This is a genomic window from Pseudorhodobacter turbinis, assembly GCF_005234135.1.
GTDB classification, from domain to species: Bacteria; Pseudomonadota; Alphaproteobacteria; order Rhodobacterales; family Rhodobacteraceae; genus Pseudorhodobacter; species Pseudorhodobacter turbinis.
This window is the reverse complement of record NZ_CP039964.1, coordinates 327,432-342,784: the sequence shown is the minus strand read 5'-3', so window position 1 is coordinate 342,784 and position 15,353 is coordinate 327,432. Positions and strand designations below refer to the sequence as shown.

Genomic DNA, 15,353 nt, shown 5'->3' with positions numbered 1-15,353 from the left:
GGCTTGAAACCAAATCTGAACCAATTTGATTAAATTGTGTTAAAGTGTGCGAACGGTGGGCCGCTGGTAGTGCTGACCCGCGTCGATGATCAGGTCCGTCAAGGCCCAAACCAACGCATCCACACGGTCGGGGCTGCCCTTGCCCTGAAAGCCCGTGCTGGTCATCAAGCACATCTGGTCCTCCAGCTTGCCCAGATTGGGCAGATGGCTAACGCGGCCCTGCTCATAAAGCGCTGCCACAGGCTCGGCGCGCACGGCTTTGCCACGTGTGGCCCGCACGGCGCGGTAAGCCACCAAGGGATCGATTTGGCGCAAAACGCTTTCCACCATATCCCCGCCCTGGTTGACCTCTGCCACCACGCGGTCGGCCTGATAGCGTTCCTTGGCCGCAATCGCCGCCCGCGCCCAAGTGTCCGGTGATGCCGCCTTCACGCTCGCATCCTCCAGCACAAAGGCCCGCCATGTCTGCGGCGGCCCTTCGGTCACGGCCCCCACAACCAAGATCCCGCATTCGTCCGACCCCGCATGGCCTGTTACTGGTGGATCAACCGCCACCACAATGCGCGTCAAGGCAGGCGCACGCTCTACCCTGCCCCGTTCCAGCTGCGTCAGGCTCCACATCGCACCATCGGCCTCTTCCAGCAAAATGCCTTCCAGCTCTTGTCGGCCTTGGCTGGTGCCCGCATAGCGCCGTTCTACCTCCTCAAGGAATGAGGACGCCAGATTGGCGCGGTTGGCCTGTGTTGGCGCATGGGTGGAAACCGTCGACGGATTCTTTAGCACCGCCTTTAGCACCTCCACATTCCGCGGCGTGGTCGTCACAACCTGCTGCGGATGGTCGCCCAACCGCAGCGAGAATTGCAACATATCCCAAGTGTTCTGCGCATTGGGCCATTTCGCCAGCTCATCTACCCAAGCCGCATCAAATTGCGGCCCCCGTAATTTTTCAGGGTTATGCGCCGAATAAACGCTTGCCGTGGCCCCGTTTGGCCACAGCAAGCGTGCACGGCTCGCCTCCCACTTCGGGCGGCGGTCGGGGGGAGAGCATGCCAGAATACCGCTATCGCCAAAGATCATGACGTCGCGCACCTGATCCACGCTTTCCCCCACAAGGGCCACGCGCTGGGCGCGCCCCACATCAAGGGGCTGCGATCCTTCGACCATACTTCGCACCCATTCGGCACCGGCGCGGGTTTTCCCCGCGCCGCGCCCTCCCATAATCACCCAGCTTTTCCATGCACCTTCTGGCGCAAGCTGATGTGGCAATGCCCAGAATTCGAACATCCAAGGCAGGGCCAGCAACGCATTGTCGCTCAGCCCTTCCAGAAACTCAGCCACCACCTCCGGCGTTTCGGAGGCGAGCCAGCCTGCTCCCGATTTCATCGCGCGCGGCATCGAGGTCGAGGAGTTCTTCCCCGATGATCCCGGCTGTATCTTTGCGGATTTTGTCAATTTTGCTCCTTTCATCCATCGCCAGCTGAAACGCGGACTTCAAATCCCGCACTGCCTGCAGGGCCGCTTTCGCGTCTGCCGGGGCACATGATTTTGCCGCTTTAACTGCGCGCGCCAGTTCAACCCCGGCGTCACGATACATTTCTTCTGTTGCCGCCAACAATTCTGTCAGCGGCCCATCCCCAGTTAGAAAATTTATTGTCATGTAGTCCTGCACCCGCCTCATGCCTGCCCGCACGAGAAAAATGAAAAAGCGGCACCGGGGTCACCCCCGAGCCGCTTGCCCACTTCTTCTAGCATGCCTAAATACGTACAGCAGACCGTACGCAGAGTCAAGTGATTTACGTTTTATATCAAACGGTTAGCCGAACGCAGCCTTAACTTTACGTTAAGTTTTGCTCAATTCCCCTGCACCCCAGTAGTACCCTCCTGGCCACGCTGCGCCTCGATCTTGCGCCAGGCGGCAACATTGGCGTTATGCTCTTCCAGCGTCACTGCAAAGGCATGTCCGCCCGTGCCATCGGCCACGAAAAAGATAAACGGCGTGTCATCGGGGTTGAGTGCAGCCTCAATGCTCAGCCGTCCGGGGTTTGCAATCGGACCGGGCGGAAGCCCCGCAATCACATAGGTATTATAAGGCGTCTCACGGCGCAGTTCCGACTGGCGCAAACCACGCCCCAAGATCCCTTCGCCATTCGTGACACCGTAAATCACCGTCGGGTCGGTTTGCAGCTTCATCCCCTTGCGCAAGCGGTTCACAAAGACGCTTGCCACCTGCCGCCGTTCCTCGGCGATGCCGGTTTCTTTTTCAACGATAGAGGCCATGACCAGCGCCTCTTCCGGGCTGGCATAGGGCAAATCAGGCGCGCGATCGGCCCAAAGAGCGGCCAGAGTCTTCGCCTGACGTTCCTGCATCACGGCCAGAAGCGCCGCCCGGTCACCGCCGCGTGTCACGTCATAGCTGTCGGGCGCAAGGCTGCCTTCTGCGGGAACCTCATCCACAGTGCCTTCCATGAATTCCGCGCGGCGCAGCATTTCCACCACCTGCCATGACGTCACCCCTTCGGCCAGCGTCACCCGATAGCGCAGATCCAGATCCTCAACCGCATCAAGATAGGGCTGCGGCAGGGCATCCACCGCCGGATCAAAAGAAGCCACCTCAACATAGCGGTTGGTCGCCGCGTCCAGCTCTCGCAAAATCACATCCGACGAGGCAATCCCGATCCGGAAATTCACTTCACTGCCGCAGGTCGATTGCCCGCCCGCTGTGATGATGTCCAACACACCGACCATAGAGGTCTGTGCAGGCAGCAAATAGCTGCCAAACTTCAACCCGCTTCCCTGTCCCGAGTAATCCGCCCCGATCCGGAAAATCCGTGCGTCCGAAATCACGCCACTGCTTTCCAGCATCCGGCTGACCGAGGACAGCGTCGCCCCCCGCTCTACCCGAAAGCACATCGCATCGGCCAATGGCCCCGGCCCGCTATATTCCTTGCGTCCCCATGCCAATAGGCCCGAGGCTATGACCAGAAAAACGATAAAAAATGTCAATGCGTTGGACGCGACTGCCTTCCACATCAGGCGGACACCTTCCCCATAATCAAGCTGGCATTGGTCCCGCCAAATCCAAAGGAGTTGGACAGCGCCACGTCAATCTTGCGCTTGCGGGCCGCATTCGGCGCAAGGTCAAGCTTGGGTGTTACCGCAGGATTATCAAGGTTGATCGTTGGCGGAGCAACCTGATCGCGAATGGCTAAAATGCAGAAGATCGCCTCGACCGCGCCCGCAGCCCCCAGCAAATGCCCGATTGCCGATTTGGTCGAGGACATCGTCGCCCCCGCAGCCGCATCGCCCATCAAGCGTTCCACTGCGCCCAGCTCGATCGTGTCGGCCATCGTGCTGGTGCCATGCGCATTGATGTAATCAATATCGGCAGGCGTCAGTCCGGCGCGTTTGATCGCCATTTCCATGCTGCGATATCCGCCATCGCCGTCCTCGCTTGGGGCGGTGATGTGATAGGCGTCGCCCGAAAGCCCGTAACCCAGAACTTCGGCATAAATCTTGGCACCGCGCGCCTTGGCATGCTCATATTCCTCAAGCACAACCACACCGGCACCCTCGCCCATCACGAAACCATCACGGTCGGCGTCATAGGGGCGGCTGGCCTTGGTTGGATCATCCGCGCGCTTGGTCGAAAGCGCCTTGCAAGCGTTGAAACCCGCAATCCCGATCTCGGAAATCGGGCTTTCTGCGCCGCCCGCCACCATGACATCGGCATCATCAAAGGCAATCATCCGCGCCGCATCGCCAATCGCATGCGCACCTGTTGAGCAGGCCGTCACAACCGCATGGTTCGGCCCCTTGAAGCCAAAGCGAATCGAGACCTGCCCCGAGACCAGATTGATCAACGATCCGGGAATAAAGAACGGGCTGACCCGTTTGGCCCCCCGCTCTTTGATCAGCACAGCCGTCTCGGCAATCGAGGACAGCCCGCCAATGCCCGATCCGATCATCACACCGGTCCGGCATTTCTGATCTTCGGTTTCAGGCACCCAGCCCGAATCCCTGACCGCCTGCGTCGCCGCCGTCATGCCGTATAGAATGAAGTCATCCACCTTGCGGCGGTCCTTCGGTTCCATCCAGTCATTGGGGTTGAAGGTGCCATCAGTGCCATCCCCAAGCGGGATTTCGCAAGCGTATTGCGTGATCACACCCGAAGGATCAAACCGTGTAATAGGGCCCGCGCCCGATTGGCCCGCGATCAACCGCGACCATGTCTCTTCTACACCGCATGCCAGCGGTGTAACCATACCCAGACCTGTGACTACCACTCGACGCATCAGTGCCTCCCCGTCAAATTATCAGACTTTGGGCACAGATACACCGCAAGCCCGCCCCGCGCAACACAGACAGCGTTAACGGCAGCTTTACGCTTGCATGCCTTCGCACTGGCTCACTATTTTGCTAAATACATTTCAATCGCTGCCCGCGTATTGGCCCGTATATCAGCCCGGTTATACTCCTCTATAAACCGGCCATATAGTTGTTCACCAAGGAAAAATGACAGCGTTGTCGTTTGCTCTGCAGGGTTCAGGACATTGCTTTTCAAAAAAGCGTCGATGTATTCCACAGAAATCCCAAAGCGCCGGTCATCGTTACGAACCGGATCATGTACCTGTAGCCAAACCAGAAAACGGGCTGCTTCTCTGGCGACGGCAAGCCAACATTCGCCCTGAATATCAACGCCGTAAATTGTTCCGCGATGGAAATGCGCATTGATACCAACAAAATCCCCGTGGGTTGCAGCCTGCACGACGGGCACGCCTTTCACCCCTTCCGCCTGGTCCCGCAACGAAGCCAACACGCGACCAAGAAGCAACTTATCCTCTTCCGAGGTGAAGTGATCGCTGTTCTTGGCCGCAGCCCGCTTGACCCAAAAACCAGGCCCGAATGTGGTGTTTCGCTGACGTGATGCACAATACCGGCGCAACCATTCGCCACTTTGCTGCATCAACCGCGCGCGTGCATTGCCCGATGACTCCGCGATCCTATCGCCAAGCCTTTGTCCGGGGGCAAAACTGAGGATGACAATGCCACTTTCAGGCCAAGCATATAAACACCGGTTTGCCTGAAAACCGTCATCATTGAAGGCCGTCTCCAGATAGGCCAACTCCCCCTGCAAACTGCGGACTGTATGCGCAACATCCCCGCTCAGAAAGCGCTTAACAACCACCTTCTCGCCATTCACACGGGCCTTATACACCCAGCTTTTCTCGGATACTTTCAAGGCATCAAGCAGCAGATAACGCCCCACCTCGGGCTGCTTATCCAAAAAAGCGCCAAGCTCTTGTGCCGCCTGGTCGATACGGGCCGCTTTGGCAAGCCATGAAGGTTTGTTCACAAGTCCCAATCTTTCCCCCGTGAATCCCGATTGGGCAAAGCGTGCAAGCAGCTTTGCATCAAGGTCGGCGTCGTCAATATCATAGCAGTGATTTTTGAAATACCAGTACAGATACCGAGCGTAATCGTGCTTGCTTTTCAAAGTCCGCCCCATCGCCATCGGGAAATGGTCAGGCTCCCTCACCGTTTCGCAAATATGATGGAAGTCGGAGGCGCCGAATAGAATTGCAGGCGTGTTATGCATGAACCCTTCGATGGCAACAGCGGAGTTATACGATACAGAAACAACGCTCTTTTCCAGAATGTCGTGGATATTTGCATCCGTTGGATAGAGTTCCACCCCCTCAGACAACAGGCTGCGGATCAATTCTGCTTCCTGCTTGATGTTGCTGGAGGGATGCGCCTTTACGACAACCGGCCTGCCCCCGGCGTATTTCGCCACCGTGCGCAGCATGGTTTTGGGATCGCAATACGCGGTGCGCTGTTGGTGCGGAAATCCGCCTTGCAGAAAGATTGATATGCACCCGTCAGGAATATCGGCCTTGTCCTCAAGCTGATCATAACGCGAATGGCGGCGTTTCACAAAGCGTGTCTGCAAACCCTCCCAGAATTGCGCGACATCTTTCGGGTCCGCGCCTATTGGGTCATAAGTTTCGTCCCTGACGCGGCTTTTCGCCAAAACGCCCTGCGGGTCGAGGTGATAATATGGCTGAAGATATGCCAGCGTTGTGTTAAGCACATTGTGTTGATGCACGCAGCCGTTCTCGATGATGTGCAGGTTGTCATCTTCCAACAGATCGGACCAATTCGTTTCATCTGGGTCGCGAAGCCGCTCATCACGTCTGCGCGCCTCGATTGTCCCACCGGCAGCGTTGAACATATTGTTGATGTGATTGAACAGCTTCAGATGCGGGCGGCTTGCAAAATTGTCCAGAAACCGGCCTGATAGGTGAAAAACGACTCTTGCAGGTGGTCGCATCGGTCTTCCTTCAAGGTTGAAGTGGCCCTGCGCAACCCGGTCGTTGCGAAATGCCGTTGCGGCGAATTGCTATCCGAACCGATCAAAAACTGCCTTTCAGGTCAAGGATTTAATGCAAGCATTCCTATCAAACCCTGTACATGTCCCAAACGGCCCCCGCCGACCAACTCGCCGCACGGCATGGCCCGGGATCAGCGATCCTCAACATTCAGGCGTTTGATTAGGTTTTGACGGGCAATAAGGGCCTGTTCCGTTTCTTCCGAATTCGACGCCGCCACAGCATTGATCACGCATTCCGCCACGGCAAAAAAGCTGGTGATCGAGTTTGAAATAAAGCTGCTTTGATGCGGTGCAAAAATCGCGGCCTTTGAGGTTGAAACAAGTGGTGAACTCGCCAGATCGGTAATCGCGATGACATCAAGCCCCTGCTCATGCGCAACTTGTGCGGCGGCGACAACCTGACGCGAATAGGGTGCCACGCTGATCACAATGCACACGTCGCCTGCCCCCATGGCCCCGATCTCTTCGGCGGCGCCCAGAGCGTTCGAATCCAGAACGCTCACATCCGCGCGGATCAGCCTAAGCCCGTAAGCCAGAAATGCCGCAAGGGAATGAAACTGGCGGATGCCGTAGATGGTGACGCGCCGCGCGTCAGCGATCAGCCTAATGGCTGTCTCAAAGCTTTTCGGATCAAGGTTTTCGACAAAATGATCGATATTCGCCTGATTTTCATGACAAAGCTGGGCCGCACGCTGTTTGATCGGCTGATCGGCATTCAACAGGGCCGATTGCGCCTGATTGAGGTAGAAGGAGCCGGGCTGTTGCAGGCGGGTTGCCAGCAGCGCTTTTTGAAACGCCCCGAAACCGGGATAGCCAAGGTTTTTGGCCAGTCGGGTGATCGTCGAGGGGTTGGTCTCGATGCGCTCCGATAGTGTCGTGATGGACAGCAGGTCGTTGCTGTCCTGAATATCCAATATCCTGCCAAATGCAGCGCGCGCTTTTGCCCCGAGGCTGTGGGGAGCATCACCCTTTGTGATGTCGATTAAAAGCGTGCGCAGTTCTTCGATATTGGTCGGGGGCGTGTCAGGCGATTTCCTGTTCGCATTGATAGGTCGCTCGTCCTTCTTTTTCACCGTAGATCCCCCACTCGATACCCGTTTTAGAGACAGTAAACTGACATGTTGCAAGCGTGTTCTCATGGTCGGGATCATTTGGTGCATCGCGGCGGATCGGCAAACCCGGGCCGGAAACATCGCGCAGTATATCAAGGTCTGACACATCGGCCTGTGTCACCAAGCGCTCTGCCGTGGATTGGCGATCAGCGGATGATTGCGTGATGATCTGCCCCTCGGCCGCCAGATGGAGCGCATGGTTGGCATGGCCGCTGCGCGCCTCAACCCCGACCACTGAGGCCTTGCCATCACCGTATTCCACACTCAGCAATTGCGGATTTCCAGCTTGGGCCAATGTCATATGGAAACCACCGCATTTCGGATCATCGGTCAGGGCGTTTACCGCCCCTTGCAACGTGGCAGAGGCCAGAACCGCACGCCCCAAAACCATACGCGGCACCATAGGCGCCGTATTTTGCAGCCGCAAATTGTTCACAGCCTGAACCAGCCCCGCATCATTCCACCCGAAAGTATGACCCGCAAGCGAGCCCGGATAGCAAAAGGCGCGAAACCCCAATGAGTCTTGCGGTTTGGCATCCAGAATAAAGCAATGGCCGCGAAAGAACGGCAACCCGTCCTCATTGTGGCTGACGCGGATTATGTCGCCGGGCGACTGGATTGTAGTGCAACCGTCCGGGGTTGATGCAAGGATATCACCGCGGCAATTCCACGCAAAAACGTCCTGAAAAGGCAGCCCCAGCCCCTGTGCCAAGCCGCGCAGTTCCTCATAGAATTCAGGGAAACGGCTTTTCGTGTTTTGCATCAGCCGCGTAACGGTTACGGCATGATGCGGGCCGGTAATTTTGGACCAGATATCCGCGTGGATCAGATGTTCATGAACAGCGGCACGGCCTTGCTGCCCCATTGCGTGCCCGATCTCGAATGGCGAGCCAGAGGCCACAAGCCATCCGATCGGGTTCTTGTTATTCGACATGGCTCAGGAAGTCCTTCATCCGGGGATTAGGGGGGGTATCGATCACGGTGCGCGGGTCATCATCGACCGCAATTTTACCGTGCTCCATAAAGATCAGCCGCGTGCCGACCTGTTTGGCAAAGCTCATCTCATGGGTGACGACGACCATGGTCATGCCTTCTTTGGCCAGTTGCAGCATCACGTTCAGCACTTCATGCTTCAACTCCGGATCAAGCGCCGAGGTCGGCTCGTCAAAAAGCATGACCTTGGGCTTCACGGCCAAGGCCCGCGCAATGGCGACACGCTGTTGCTGCCCGCCCGAAAGCTCGGAAGGATAGTGGCCGCCCTTGTCCGACAGACCAACTTTTTCCAGCAATTCCTGTGCCTGCGTTTCCGCCTCGGTTTTAGAGAAGCCACGGACCTTGCGCGGGCCAAGGGCAACGTTTTCCAGCGCGGTCATTTGCGGAAAGAGGTTGAACTGCTGAAAAACCATTCCAGCCTCTTGCCGTATCTCGCACAGCACCTTTTTTCCGCCCTTGACCGACAGCCCATCAACAATCAAATCGCCGCCCGTGATCATTTCCAAGCCGTTGATACAACGCAACAACGTGGATTTGCCCGATCCGGAAGGTCCGATTAAAACAACAACTTCCCTCTTCTCGATGGAAAGATCGACATCCTTCAGCACTTGCAGCGGGCCAAATGCCTTTGACGTGTTTTTGAATTCAATAAAGCTCATAGAATTTTCATCCGCTTTTCTAGGGTGCGCAGCGCAAGCGACATTGTACCCGTCATTATGAGGTAGCAGATCGCCACGGCGGTCCAGATTTCGACCGCGCGAAAGTTGGCAGCCATGATTTCCTGTCCTGTCCGTGTCAATTCACCGACACCAATGACAATGAACAACGAGGTATCCTTCAGGCTTACGATGAACTGGTTTCCAAGCGGCGGGATCAGGCGGCGAAAGGCCAGCGGCCCGATGATATAAAGCAATACCTTCCAATGCGGCATCCCGATGGCCAGACCAGCTTCGGTCAGGCCCTTGTTGATCGACAAAAACGCACCCCGGACGATTTCCGCGATATAGGCGCCGGCATTGACGACAATCGCCAGCACGGCCGCAGACATCGGATCAATACGGATATCGGCCAAGACCGGCAGCGCGAAATATAGAAACATGACCTGAACAACGATAGGCGTGCCGCGGATCAGCTCGATATAGGTAAAGGCGATACCGTTGATAATCTTGCCGCCATAGGCACGCATCAACCCGGCGATGGAGCCTAGAATAATGCCCCCGATCAAGCCAAGTACGGTGATGTAGATTGTGACTTTTGCCCCAGCGATAAGCTGCGGGATAAAGTCGAACATGATAGACCAGTCGACCTGCATGGTGTCTCCCCCTCAAATCGCCTGCGCCGGTTGTGGCGCAGGCATATTCTTTGTGATTTACTTAGACGGCGCTTGGCCGAACCACTTGGAGAAGATCGCATCATAACGACCGTCTTCTTTCATTGCCGCCAGCGATCCGTTCACACGCTCGACCCATTCGCTGCCTTTTGGAAAGGCGATGCCATATTCGTGTGCCAGCATTTGTGCGCCCACTGCCTTGACATCGCCGTTTCCTGCATTAGCGATATAATACAGCACGTTAGGCGTGTCATGCATGGCCGCATCCACACGACCGGTCCGCAACTCAAGGTACGCATTGTCAATATTGGGGAACAGGCGCAGCTCACTTTCCTTGAAGTTGTTGTTGGCATAATCCGCAGCGGACGTGCCGGTCTTCAACGCAACGGCTTTGCCCGCCAGATCGGCCTCGCCGGTGATGTCGCTATCGCTTGGCACCATTAACAAGAAACCGCTGTCGTAATAGCCGTCGGAAAAATCGATAACTTCTTTGCGTTCGTCTTTGATCGTGATGCCCGCCAGTGCCACATCAACCTGCCCTGTTTGCAACGCAGGGATAATCCCGCCGAAATCCATCGGACGCAGTTCATAGCTCACGCCCAGATCGGTGGCGATAGCGTCCCACATATCGATGTCAAAGCCGACATAGTCGCCATCTTGCTTGAACTCGAACGGAACGAATGCCGTATCTGTTGCGACGATCAAATCTTGGGCCGCGGCGCTTGTTGCGGTGATGGCAAGGGCCGCAACGGCAGCCAGTTTTTTGAAGGTATTCATAAGTTCTCCCTGATTTAATGGATCTTTCGTCCTCCTATAATTGATATGCAAATATATTTGCGAGTAAAGTGGAAATGAAATATTATTAAATGCAAACTACAAAGGGACTGTTCGATGACCGCCGATGGAAGGGCGTCTGGCCGAAATAAGGGTGGCTATCTCGTTGATAACGCGCAAAGAGATTGTCAAAGCGCGGTTCGTTTCCGTTAAATATCCAAAAGGAATATGGACGGGCGGCACAAGGGCTGCGCGCGGCAGATTTCCACCGCCATAGCCGATTTTTGCATCCAACAGATAGAATCAGCTGATAAAAGCGCAACCTGCATGGTGCCAGCCGTCAGGCCGCCTTGATTTGCCTGTCACCGCTTAGAATATAGTGTGACAATGCATCTGCAGTCAGATTGGCCGCCTCCAGATCGATCTGGTTTTCCCCGCGCCGCAGGATGCTGACACGATCCGCAACCGCCACCACGTCCTTCATAGCGTGGCTGATCAAAATAACAGTCTTGCCCGCTTGTTTGAGCGCGCGGATCAATTCAAGCACCTGTTCGGTTTCGCGCACGCCAAGGGCGGCCGTGGGTTCATCCAGAATGACAATATCGGCGTTCCACCGCAGCGCCCTGCAAATTGCGACCGCTTGGCGTTGCCCGCCGGACAGGGCCTCAACCTTGGTGTCCATATCGGTGATCGACTTGTTAAGCTGGGACATATACCCTAAGGCATCGCGCCGCATAGCCGCCTTATCCAGCAAAGTCACGCCGAATATTTTCTTGGTAAGCTCTGCACCCATAAAGATATTTTGGGAAATAGACATACGCGGCGCAACCGCCAGATCCTGATGGATTGTCGCAATCCCCGATGTCAGCGCATCTGTCGGGCTGTCAAATTTGCGCGCGCTATCATTCACCCAAATCTCACCGCTCTCAGGTGCCTCAACACCTGAAAGGATCTTGATGAGGGTCGACTTCCCCGCGCCATTGTCGCCGCAAATCGCGTGAACATCGCCCTCTTTAATATCAATACTGACGCCCCGCAGGGCTTGGACCGCACCATAATTCTTGAAGATATTCTTCATCACGATTTTTGAAGACATGGTTTCTTTCCTTATGGCCGGGACGTCAGAAAACAGGTTAGTCGATATAGTCAGCGGCGTTATTGGCATCCACCAAAATCGCGGGCATGAACATATAGGGGCCTTTGACGATCTCTTCTTTGGCCTTGCCGTCCACCACGATCGCCTTCATCGCATCAACGGCAGCGATGGCCATTTCCTCGAACGGAATAGAGACCGTCGCCGTCATCATGGATTGCGGGTCCAGAATGCGCTGGAACACCTCCTGGCCGCCATCAATGGACACCAAGGACACATCCCCCTTGTTCAGCCCCGCCTCCTTGAGCAGATCATCAATGATGAACGCCTGCCCGTCAAAGGATGCCCAAACGCCTTTGAACTTACCGGCCTGTTGCAAGATCAGCGCCTGCATCCCGTTGCGCACATCATCGCGCCAGCTTTTGGTCCGCGCCATGGAATGTTCGCCCACAACCGTAACCGCAGGGTTTTCGGCCAAAACAGCCGAGAGCACAGCCCCCCTGATCCGCGTGCCTGCATTAGCCTCAAAGCGCTGAACCAGAATGCCGCCCTCAAAATTGATGGTGCCCAAGAGGTACAGCGCAGATTCCGCGCCAACACCGTATTCATTGACCTGAACATCAAACAACGTATGCGGGCTGGAGCCGCTGACGACGGACACCACCGGGATGCCCGCCTCTTTGGCGGCGGCGAATTGGGCGTCGGCCTCAATCGGTTTCGACATGCAAACAAGGATCGCATCGGGGGCGGCCAGAATAAGGTTCTCGATCTGCTCGGAATGGGTTTGCAAGCTGCCGTTTGAATTTAGCACCTGAACATCCCAGCCCAGTTCGGCCGCACGCGCCTCGGCTGCATTGGCGCAACGGGCATGTGTTTCAGACGACATCTGGAAGGCAACAATGCCAAGATCAAAGGCCAGCGCCTGACCGGCAAGCAAAGCCGACGTCACAAGCATAGAAAGCCCCGCAGTTGTTTTCAAAAGCTTCATGTTTTTTCCCTATTGGCTGATTAAAGGCTAAAGGCCGCCTGTTTTAATGTGGATGCAGATACGGCGACAGAGGCAATGATAATGATACCCAGCATGATGTCTTGCACGTAGTATTGCGCGCCCAGCAAGATCAAACCATTGCCAAGCATCACAATGATCAGCGCGCCCACGACCGTGCCCAGAATGTTCGGCTTGGCGGGGGTGAACATTGTCATGCCCAAAAGCGTGGCCGCGATGCCCAGCAACATGAAGTCGCCGCCCATTTGCGGCGCTGCGGATGACAGGTTTGCGACCAGCAAAACCGCCGTCAGTCCAGCGGCAGCCCCCGACAGCATCATCCCAAGGACCTTGTTGCGTCTGGTATTGATGCCCGAGCGGCGCGCGGCCTCTTTATTTTCGCCAGTTGCCTGCAGGTGAACACCGGCCCGCGTTTGCGTTGAAAATACAAATGCAACCACCACCACAACCGCCAAGATGATCACAATCAACGGCACAGGCCCCAGCTTGCCCCGCGCAAGAAACAGAAAATTCGGATCCCAACGCCCCACAAAGGCAACCCCGCCCGTCAGCATAAAGGCCAAGCCGTTCGCGACCGAGGAGGTGCCAAGCGTTGCAATCAGGGACGGCACTTTCAGCACCGTAACCAAGAACCCGTTCAACAACCCCGCGATGGTTCCCAAGCTTATGCCTGCGACCACCGCCAATGGCCAAGGCAGCCCGTTAAAGATCATCATCCCAACAATCACACCTGACAGGCTGCATATATTGGCAAAAGACAGGTCCAGTTCGGACGTAATCAGCGCAAAGGTAAATCCGATGGCCAGAATGGCAAGAAAGCTGGCCTGCTTCAGAATGTTAAGCAAATTCGCGACCGATGCGAAGTTGTCAGCAAATATCAGCAGAAAGACAAACAGGGCGATACCCGCAAAAAACGTACCATATTTCTCGATCATCTAAAGCATACCTGTTTTTATGTTGTGCTGATTGCAAGAACCAAAGCTAAGGCCCGCCACAGCATCAGGCTGGACCATATTGGACGGGTCTGCGTGTTTCCAGCCCTTGGCCACAAAGTTATGCGTTTGAAAGCATTGAAATGCGGTGTGAAATCGGCGTGATGGCGGCGCTGGCGGCCTCAAAAATGGAAAACCGCTCTGAATAGGCCGCGCTGGTTTCGGGATCGGGGTGATACCAGCGTCCCTTGGCCAACAATCCGGTTGTGATACCTGTGATATCGTCAGAGGTGGAAAAAGCCACGCTCGCCGCACCGATCAACCCCGATTCCGGCACATCGGCGACAAAAACCGGTCTGCCAAGAATATCGGCCTTTAGCTGGCACAATATCGGGTTGTTGGATAATCCGCCCGAAAAACAGATATGCGTGCAAGGCACAGCGGTCTCTTCTTCGGCGCGTTCCAAAATGACACGGCTTAAAAAATTGATGCCCTCTGCGACCGCCCAGACAAAATCCTGCGGCGAGGTGTCGGGATCAAGGCCCAGGAAGGCACCCCGCAAATCGGGATCCCAATAGGGTGTCCGCTCCCCCTCTAGAAAGGGAATAAAGATAGGTGTTCTACCGTGTTTCGCGTGGCTTTTTTCAATGGCGTCCTTGATCGTCAGATCTGGCATGAAACGTGCAACCGCCCAGCTTAACCTAGAGGCGGCCCCTTGGCTTGGCCCCCCGAGCTGCCAATAATCAGCACCCCATTGCACCGTCATCAGGCCCTCGCGGTGATAAGGCCTGTCCGTGATGACACCAAACACATCACTTGTCCCCGAGATATTATAGGCCGCCCCGTGCCGCAGCCCGCCACTGCCAAGCACGCAGCTCCACGTATCATTCGAGCCGCATAAAACGGGTATCCCCTGCAGGCCCAAAAGCGGGCTATCTGGATGATGGGCAACCGTGCCCACCCTGTCAAAAGGGCTAAGAAGCGGCGGCAGTAAGGATTTATCCATACCCAACGCCAATGCGGACGGGGCATCCGCGGCAAGCGCATCAAAGAAAAGCTGTGCCGCGTTCTGCGAAATCCGGTCAGAGGCGTAAATGCCCGTCAGCTTGAAATTGATGAAGTCTTTAGGCTCAAGAAAAGCCTCAACCTGCGCCCAAAGCGCGGGTTTGGTTTGCTGCAACCAAATCAAGCGTGCAACGGGATGAAACGGGTTAAGCTTTGCAATATGTTGCGCAAGCTCGGGCGCTGCGACATATGTTTCAAGAACAGCTGCGGCACGTGCATCCTGAAAGGTGATGGCAGGATGCACGGCCTCGCCCTGTGCATTCATCGCGATTTGGGTGCGCGTAAAGCCGCAGCCCGCAATAGCCGCTATTGCACCGAAATCAGCACCACGGCGCAGCAATTGGGAACAGGCCTCGCAAAACCCCGCCCACCAGATTTCGGGATCGACATCATAAACACCAGCCGCGCTATTCTCGATGCACATGGGCAGTTGAACGATGTCGAGCACCTCACGGCTCTCTGTGACAATAGCCACCCGTAAACTGCTGCCGCCAAGGTCATATACAAGGACATTTTTCATACGGCCCACCCTAAAACAGCGGCCCCTGCCCTGCACGGTGGATTGCGCCCGCACGTCAGGTCCTTTGATCCACGCCCTTTGCCGTGCAATCCAGTCCGGTTTCCTGATGCGATGTTCAAACCCGGCATCTCATCCCC

13 protein-coding genes are annotated in these 15,353 nt (G+C 56.0%); all 13 read right to left on the bottom strand.

Annotated elements, in window-relative coordinates; genetic code table 11:
• Positions 1-39 precede the first annotated feature (39 nt).
• Positions 40-1,383, bottom strand: a complete 1,344-nt coding sequence (locus tag EOK75_RS01510) for a DNA-packaging protein (protein WP_205965489.1) — start codon at positions 1,381-1,383, stop codon at positions 40-42.
• A gap of 468 nt (positions 1,384-1,851) precedes the next feature.
• Positions 1,852-3,030: an endolytic transglycosylase MltG gene (gene mltG, locus EOK75_RS01500; RefSeq protein ID WP_137192276.1), complete on the bottom strand. Its 1,179-nt coding sequence runs from the start codon at positions 3,028-3,030 to the stop codon at positions 1,852-1,854.
• On the bottom strand, positions 3,030-4,292 hold the full coding sequence (gene fabF / locus EOK75_RS01495) for a beta-ketoacyl-ACP synthase II (RefSeq protein WP_137192275.1): 1,263 nt from the start codon (positions 4,290-4,292) through the stop codon (positions 3,030-3,032). Before fabF ends, mltG begins: the two co-directional genes overlap by 1 nt.
• Before the next feature lie 116 nt (positions 4,293-4,408).
• Positions 4,409-6,145: a hypothetical protein gene (locus EOK75_RS01490; protein WP_137192274.1), complete on the bottom strand. Its 1,737-nt coding sequence runs from the start codon at positions 6,143-6,145 to the stop codon at positions 4,409-4,411.
• A 377-nt stretch (positions 6,146-6,522) separates the two neighbouring features.
• Positions 6,523-7,464 carry a MurR/RpiR family transcriptional regulator gene (locus EOK75_RS01485; RefSeq protein ID WP_168199112.1) on the bottom strand — a complete coding sequence of 314 codons (942 nt, stop codon included), beginning with the start codon at positions 7,462-7,464 and terminating at the stop codon, positions 6,523-6,525.
• Positions 7,415-8,437 carry a C45 family autoproteolytic acyltransferase/hydrolase gene (locus EOK75_RS01480; RefSeq protein WP_137192272.1) on the bottom strand — a complete coding sequence of 341 codons (1,023 nt, stop codon included), beginning with the start codon at positions 8,435-8,437 and terminating at the stop codon, positions 7,415-7,417. The genes EOK75_RS01485 and EOK75_RS01480 overlap by 50 nt, the downstream gene beginning before the upstream one ends.
• Positions 8,427-9,155, bottom strand: coding sequence for a glutamine ABC transporter ATP-binding protein GlnQ (gene glnQ / locus EOK75_RS01475; RefSeq protein WP_137192271.1), 729 nt, complete (start codon positions 9,153-9,155; stop codon positions 8,427-8,429). Before glnQ ends, EOK75_RS01480 begins: the two co-directional genes overlap by 11 nt.
• Positions 9,152-9,808, bottom strand: a complete 657-nt coding sequence (gene glnP, locus EOK75_RS01470) for a glutamine ABC transporter permease GlnP (protein ID WP_137192270.1) — start codon at positions 9,806-9,808, stop codon at positions 9,152-9,154. Before glnP ends, glnQ begins: the two co-directional genes overlap by 4 nt.
• A gap of 57 nt (positions 9,809-9,865) precedes the next feature.
• Positions 9,866-10,603, bottom strand: coding sequence for a glutamine ABC transporter substrate-binding protein GlnH (gene glnH, locus EOK75_RS01465; protein WP_137192269.1), 738 nt, complete (start codon positions 10,601-10,603; stop codon positions 9,866-9,868).
• Between the two features lie 337 nt (positions 10,604-10,940).
• Complete coding sequence (locus EOK75_RS01460) at positions 10,941-11,696, bottom strand: ATP-binding cassette domain-containing protein (protein ID WP_137192268.1); 756 nt, start codon at positions 11,694-11,696, stop codon at positions 10,941-10,943.
• Positions 11,697-11,733: 37 nt separating this feature from the next.
• The gene (locus EOK75_RS01455) at positions 11,734-12,681 is read right to left on the bottom strand and encodes a sugar ABC transporter substrate-binding protein (RefSeq protein ID WP_137192267.1); all 948 of its coding nucleotides are present in this window, start codon (positions 12,679-12,681) and stop codon (positions 11,734-11,736) included.
• 20 nt (positions 12,682-12,701) lie between these two features.
• Positions 12,702-13,634, bottom strand: coding sequence for an ABC transporter permease (locus tag EOK75_RS01450; RefSeq protein WP_168199111.1), 933 nt, complete (start codon positions 13,632-13,634; stop codon positions 12,702-12,704).
• Between the two features lie 118 nt (positions 13,635-13,752).
• Positions 13,753-15,216: a xylulokinase gene (locus EOK75_RS01445; protein ID WP_137192266.1), complete on the bottom strand. Its 1,464-nt coding sequence runs from the start codon at positions 15,214-15,216 to the stop codon at positions 13,753-13,755.
• Positions 15,217-15,353: the final 137 nt, after the last annotated feature.